The 5,839-nt window shown below is 48.5% G+C and carries 5 protein-coding genes; 4 read left to right on the top strand and 1 reads right to left on the bottom strand.

The window, feature by feature from the left end; genetic code table 11:
- On the bottom strand, positions 1 to 573 hold a 573-nt coding region (locus tag ACTIE6_RS08020), incomplete at its 3' end, for a sigma-70 family RNA polymerase sigma factor (RefSeq protein ID WP_439556142.1).
- A gap of 315 nt (positions 574 to 888) precedes the next feature.
- On the opposite strand from ACTIE6_RS08020, the gene gdhA reads away from it, so the two are divergent.
- From gdhA to ACTIE6_RS08000, 4 genes are all read left to right on the top strand, one after another.
- Complete coding sequence (gdhA, locus tag ACTIE6_RS08015; protein ID WP_439556143.1) at positions 889 to 2,205, top strand: NADP-specific glutamate dehydrogenase; 1,317 nt, start codon at positions 889 to 891, stop codon at positions 2,203 to 2,205.
- A 39-nt stretch (positions 2,206 to 2,244) separates the two neighbouring features.
- Positions 2,245 to 2,925 (top strand): response regulator transcription factor, encoded by a 681-nt coding sequence (locus ACTIE6_RS08010; RefSeq protein ID WP_439556141.1) that lies wholly within the window; start codon positions 2,245 to 2,247, stop codon positions 2,923 to 2,925.
- On the top strand, positions 2,922 to 4,274 hold the full coding sequence (locus ACTIE6_RS08005) for a sensor histidine kinase (RefSeq protein WP_439556140.1): 1,353 nt from the start codon (positions 2,922 to 2,924) through the stop codon (positions 4,272 to 4,274). The genes ACTIE6_RS08010 and ACTIE6_RS08005 overlap by 4 nt, the downstream gene beginning before the upstream one ends.
- A 108-nt stretch (positions 4,275 to 4,382) precedes the next feature.
- Entirely contained in the window at positions 4,383 to 5,678 is a 1,296-nt protein-coding gene (locus ACTIE6_RS08000; RefSeq protein WP_439556139.1) for a TolC family protein, read from the top strand.
- Positions 5,679 to 5,839: the final 161 nt, after the last annotated feature.

Below are 5,839 nucleotides of genomic sequence, written 5' to 3'. Positions count from 1 at the left end.
CGTTTTGATGGAAATGCCCAGTTCGTCTGCGATCTCCTGATACTTTTTTTCTTCAAAGCGGCTCATCAGGAAGATCTTACGGCACTGAGGCGGAAGGCTTTGCACGAGGCGCTCCACGTGGTGCAGAATCTCTTCATACTGCGTGATCATGTCGGGCAGCTGGCCATTGCCGGACACGTGTCCCGCCGCTGCTTCCAGCTGTTCGGTTGGCTGAAATTCGAGTCTGATGTAATTGTAAGCTTCGTTTCTCACCGAGCGGAACAGGTAAAACCGGTAAGAAGTAGTGATATTCTCGTAAGATTTTGATTTCCAGAGTTTGCAAAAAACCTCGCTAACAATGTCCTGCGCTACCGCATCTGAATATACGAAGCGTGCCGCGTGACTGCAAAGTACCTTGTGGTAACGCTTGAACAGCAATTCAAAACCATGTTTCGGACTTTTCGCAAAACCGTTGCGGATCATCCATTCACTGTCTGCCGGGCTGTCCGTCCGGGCCGGTCCGGGGCCGACATTCATTACATTGTCCGACTCATCGTTCTCCCCGGAGGAATTTTGTGGCAGATTATCAGTCATAAGAGGAAGGACAATTTTTTCTTTGAATCAGTCTATTATATACAAGACAACTTTTAGAAAAATACCCCTTAATGCATTCAGGATTTTCTTTAAGAAAAATGTGAATAATTTTTGGTTGCGCTCTCCGGCGGGTCGCAATAGCCATGATTTCTTACCTTTGCTTTGTCTGGTGCGCAGTTCCCTGATGCAATTACGTTCACTAAAAAGGTGGATTTGATTGCGATTATTGAAGCGGGAACGTCAATTCATGCAAAAGGCACCGGTTTTACCAGTTATTTACCAACCCACGAAACTGTGACTTCAGTACAATCCTTTATGGACCGGATCGTCAAGAGAAATCCGGGTGAAAACGAATTCCACCAAGCTGTCAGAGAGGTAGCTGAAACAATTATTCCTTTTATTGAGGATAAACCGCAATACCAGCATGCCAAGATCCTCGACCGCATGGCAGAGCCTGAGCGTGTCATCATCTTCAGGGTTCCCTGGATGAATGATCAGGGAGAAGTAGAGGTTAACCGCGGTTACCGTGTTCAGATGAACAGCGCGATCGGACCTTACAAGGGTGGCCTCCGTTTTCATCCTTCTGTTAATCTGGGGACGCTTAAATTCCTTGCATTCGAGCAAATTTTCAAGAATAGCTTAACCCAGCTCCCGATGGGAGGCGGTAAAGGCGGGGCTGATTTTGATCCAAAAGGCCGGTCAGACCGGGAAGTGATGTTCTTTTGTCAAAGCTTTATGACGGAGCTTTTTCGTCATATCAGTTCAGACAATGATGTGCCGGCCGGCGATATCGGGGTAGGAGCGAGAGAAATCGGCTATTTGTTTGGCCAATATAAGCGCCTGAAAAATGAGTTCACCGGGGTACTTACCGGAAAAGGTGCCAGCTACGGCGGAAGCCTGATCCGCCCGGAAGCTACGGGCTATGGCGTGGTGTATTTTGTGGAGCAAATGCTGAAACAGCGTAACGACAGTATCAAAGGAAAAAGCGTAGTGATTTCCGGATCCGGGAATGTAGCACAGTATACCCTTGAAAAATGCATTGAACATGGTGCCAAGGTACTGACACTGTCTGATTCATCAGGATACATTTACGACGAGCAGGGCATTGATGCTGAGAAGTTTGCTTACATCATGCACCTGAAAAATGAAGAGCGGGGTCGGATCAATTCGTATGCGGATAAATTCGGTTGTGAGTTTGTAGCCGGGAAAACGCCCTGGGAGGTTCCCTGTGACATTGCCCTGCCTAATGCCACGCAAAATGAACTGAATGCAGACGATGCCCGCCTCTTGATTAAAAATGGCTGTTTTTGCGTAGCGGAAGGTGCCAATATGCCTTGTACGCCCGATGCGATCGAAGTTTTTGAGAACAATGATATTTTGTATGCACCCGGCAAAGCAGCGAATGCAGGCGGTGTGGCGGTTTCAGGACTGGAAATGTCACAGAATTCACTCCGCTTATCCTGGTCGCGCGAAGAAGTTGACAGGAAATTACAGGAGATTATACTGAATATCCATTCCACATGCCTGCGATACGGACGTAAACCGGACGGTCGCCTGAGCTATATGCAGGGCGCCAATATAGGCGGCTTTGTACGGGTAGCAGACGCAATGCTGGCGCAGGGATTGGTTTGATTAATAAGCGCGAATGGATTTTGTAAGAGGTATGGTATTATGAAAATCCTGATAGTTGAGGACGACAAGCGGATCAGCGAATTCCTGCAAAAAGGGTTGCAGGAAGCCGGATACTTCGTGCAGCTGGCGCACGACGGACTGGAAGCCAGAAATTTTATCCAGAACGATTCCTGGGACCTTTTTATCCTCGATATCATGGTGCCGGGAATCGACGGTTTACAGCTGGCCGAAATCATTCGTTTTCGCAAAATAGATACCCCCGTGCTCATGCTCAGCGCATTAGGCGAAGCGGAGGACAAGATCAAAGCCCTGGATATCGGCGCGGACGATTACCTCGTCAAACCCGTCCATTTCCCCGAGCTGCTTTCCCGCATCAATGCATTGCGCAGGCGGTATGAGCTGCATTACTCCAATGATAATGTGCTGTTTTGCGGGGATTTGAAGGTGGATATCGACCGGAATGTGGTCGAGCGGGCGGGACAGGAAATCGTTTTGTCCGCCAAAGAATTCAGGTTTCTGGTGTATCTGGTTGAAAATCAAAACAAAATTGTGACACGCACGCAGATTTTGCAGGTGGTCTGGGATACCAATCAGGATACCTATACCAATGTCGTGGATGTGTACATTTCCTATCTCCGCAATAAAATCGACCAGGGTTTTGATGAAAAACTGATTCGTACCATTAAAGGTCGCGGGTATATGATCACCTGCCAGAAATGAAGATCCAGCACAAGCTCACCCTTGCCTCGTCGCTGGTTTTCGGGCTGGTGCTGACGGTTTCGTCGGGTTTGATTTACCTTAATTTTATCAAATCGGCCGAGAATATTTTCTTCGAAGAACTGGCAAGAAAAGCTGCATTAACTGCCATTTTTTACCTGGAAGAAGATGAAATGAGTTCAAAGGAATTCAGCCGCATTGAGCAGAAATTCCTGACCGCCACCGCCGACCAGGAAATCAGATTGTACGACAAGCAAGGCAACATTCACTTTGGCGAAGCCGACCCGGATACGAACATTACCATTAAAATCCTCAAAACGATCCGCGACCGCGACCATTACAGTTTCAAGGTCGACAACCTTTACTACTACGCGATTTATTACAGGGATAACCAGGGTTCTTTCAGCGTCATCATCAAAGCCAATAACCCGACTTTGAATGCGCAGGAAAGTGAGTTTTTGAAAATATTGACGACTGCCTTACTGATTGGTATTCTGGTGATTATCGTGCTGAGCTATACCTTATCGCGGGTCGCGTACCGGCCCGTGCGCGACATTATCAGGCAGGTCCGAGGGCTGGATGTGACGGGGAAAAAGCAAATGCTGACTTACCCGCCTACCAAAGATGAGCTGGAAGATCTTTTCAAAGAGTTCAACAGCATGCTTGACAAGACTTACGGCAGCATCCAAATCCAGAAAAATTTTATCAGCCACGCTTCCCACGAACTGAAAACTCCGCTGGCTTCCATTGTGGGCAATCTGGAAGTTTTGTTGAGCAGAGAAAGGCCGGTGCACGAATATCAATCGGTGAGCGGACAGGTGCTGTCCGACGCAGAGCGGTTGGAGAAAATATTGAAAAACCTGCTCACACTCGCCGGACTGGAACAATATGCCGGCGAAATGAATACTTCGGAGCGTATTGATGAAATCCTGTGGGAAGCGCTCGATCAGCGTAAAATCGAGTATCCTGATACGGTTGTTAATGTGGTCTGGCAGCTGCCCGAGGATCGTCCCGAGCTGCTTTCATTCACCTGCAACCGCACGCAGCTGTACATTGCGCTCTATAACCTGATCGAGAATGCAGCGAAGTTTTCGGACGGAAAACCGGTTGCTATTTCGCTTTTTGAAAAACACAATAAACTGCACATTACCATCCGCGACCGGGGCATCGGGATCAGCGAAGAAGACCTGGCGCATATTTCAGAACCGTTTTACCGGGGTAGCAATACCACGAGTAAAAGAGGCAATGGGCTGGGCATGGCGATCGTCGCGCGTATTCTGGACAAACACCAGATCAGTCTAAATATAAGCTCCATCATCGGCGAAGGCACGGAAATGGAGATCCGCTTTTAGCCGCGTTCTCATTTACTTTTAATGTACCTTTCACGCAGATCTAATGTAGGTCAAAGAATGCTCTAATATTGCGCCGGTAGTTTTGTGCCTTCACATTCAGACATTTTCGTGAAGGCATATATTATCGCATTAATCGTATTCGCCTCCTCTCTTTTTTGTTCGTTAAAAACTGCTGCGCAGGATACATTAAGAATCAATCAAAAAGAAGCCGAGGCATTATTTCTGAACAATAATCTCGATCTCATCGCCCAAAAGCTGACCATTCAGCAGGCGGAGGCGGCGATTATTCAGGCCAGGCTGTGGCCTAATCCCGAATTCAGTCTGGACGAAGTGAATCTATGGACGACGCGCAACCAGCTTTCGTCCGGCGAAACCATTCCGCCATTGTTCGGGAATTTTGGTAAAAACAGGGAATTCACCGCTGAGCTTTCGCAGCTGATCGAAACCGGCGGCAAGCGTAGAAAACGCATTGCGCTGGAATCGGTGTCGCGTGATATTGCTGCTGAATACTTTGGCGAGCTGATTCGCGAGCTCAAAATGCAGCTGCGGTCGTCTTTGCATGAACTCGCATTTCAACAGTCGTATTTAAATGTGCTGGAAACGCAAAGTGAGGCGGTCGGAAGATTGGTGGGTTCGTACGAACACCAGTACACACTGGGGAATGTGAACAAGCCCGAGCTGTTCCGCCTGCGTGCATTGAAGCTGGAACTTGGCCAGCAAATGGTTGAAACACAAAGGGAAATCAACGGTTTACAAAAAGACCTGACGATTCTGCTGCATACCCCCGCCAGCGGTTACCTGCTACTGCAAACACCGGAACAGATCAGCACCAATGCATTAGCCAGCCTCTCGCTAAGTAATCTGACCGCCACTGCGGCCGCGAACCGGCCCGATGGAAAAATCAGCATTTTGCAGCAAACGTATTCACAGAAAAAGTACGATTACGAGTACGCTCAACGCAAGCCTGACCTGAACGTGAGTATGAACTACGACCGTGGCGGTAACTTCCTGCTCAACTTTTTCGGGTTTGGATTGAAATTCGATGTGCCTGTATTTAACCGGAATCAGGGCGCGATACTCGAAAGTAAAATCGGGATTGACCTCGCCAAAGTGCAGGCCGACCAGACGTCCAAACGCATTGAAGCCGAGGTGGCTGTCGCATTCCGCAACCTGCAAAAGAGCCTGACTGCGTACCAGAATCTGGACGCGGCTTACAGCGAGGAACTCGACCAGGTACTGGCCGCTTACACCCGCTATTTCGTCCAGCGCAATGTAAATCTCGTCGAGTACCTCGACTTTTTCGACGCCTACATCGCCAACAAAAAAACGATTTTCACGACCATCAACCAGTTGCAGCAAAGCAAGGAAGAATTGATCTATGCGACCGGCGCGGAAATCCAGTAATCCATCCTTTTTAACCCGAACTATGTCGAAGTCAAATTGCACTTTCATCGCAATCGCAGCCGTTTCGCTCATGCTCACCGCATGTTACGAGCGGAAGGAGGAGCCAGAAAAAGCAGCCAAAACCACGGCTGCCTTTCTGCCTTCCAAAGTCACAACTTACT

It is taken from the genome of Dyadobacter sp. (assembly GCF_051859145.1).
Lineage (GTDB): Bacteria > Bacteroidota > Bacteroidia > Cytophagales > Spirosomataceae > Dyadobacter.
Note: the sequence above shows the minus strand (reverse complement) of the source record. Positions and strands in the feature narration are given on the sequence as shown.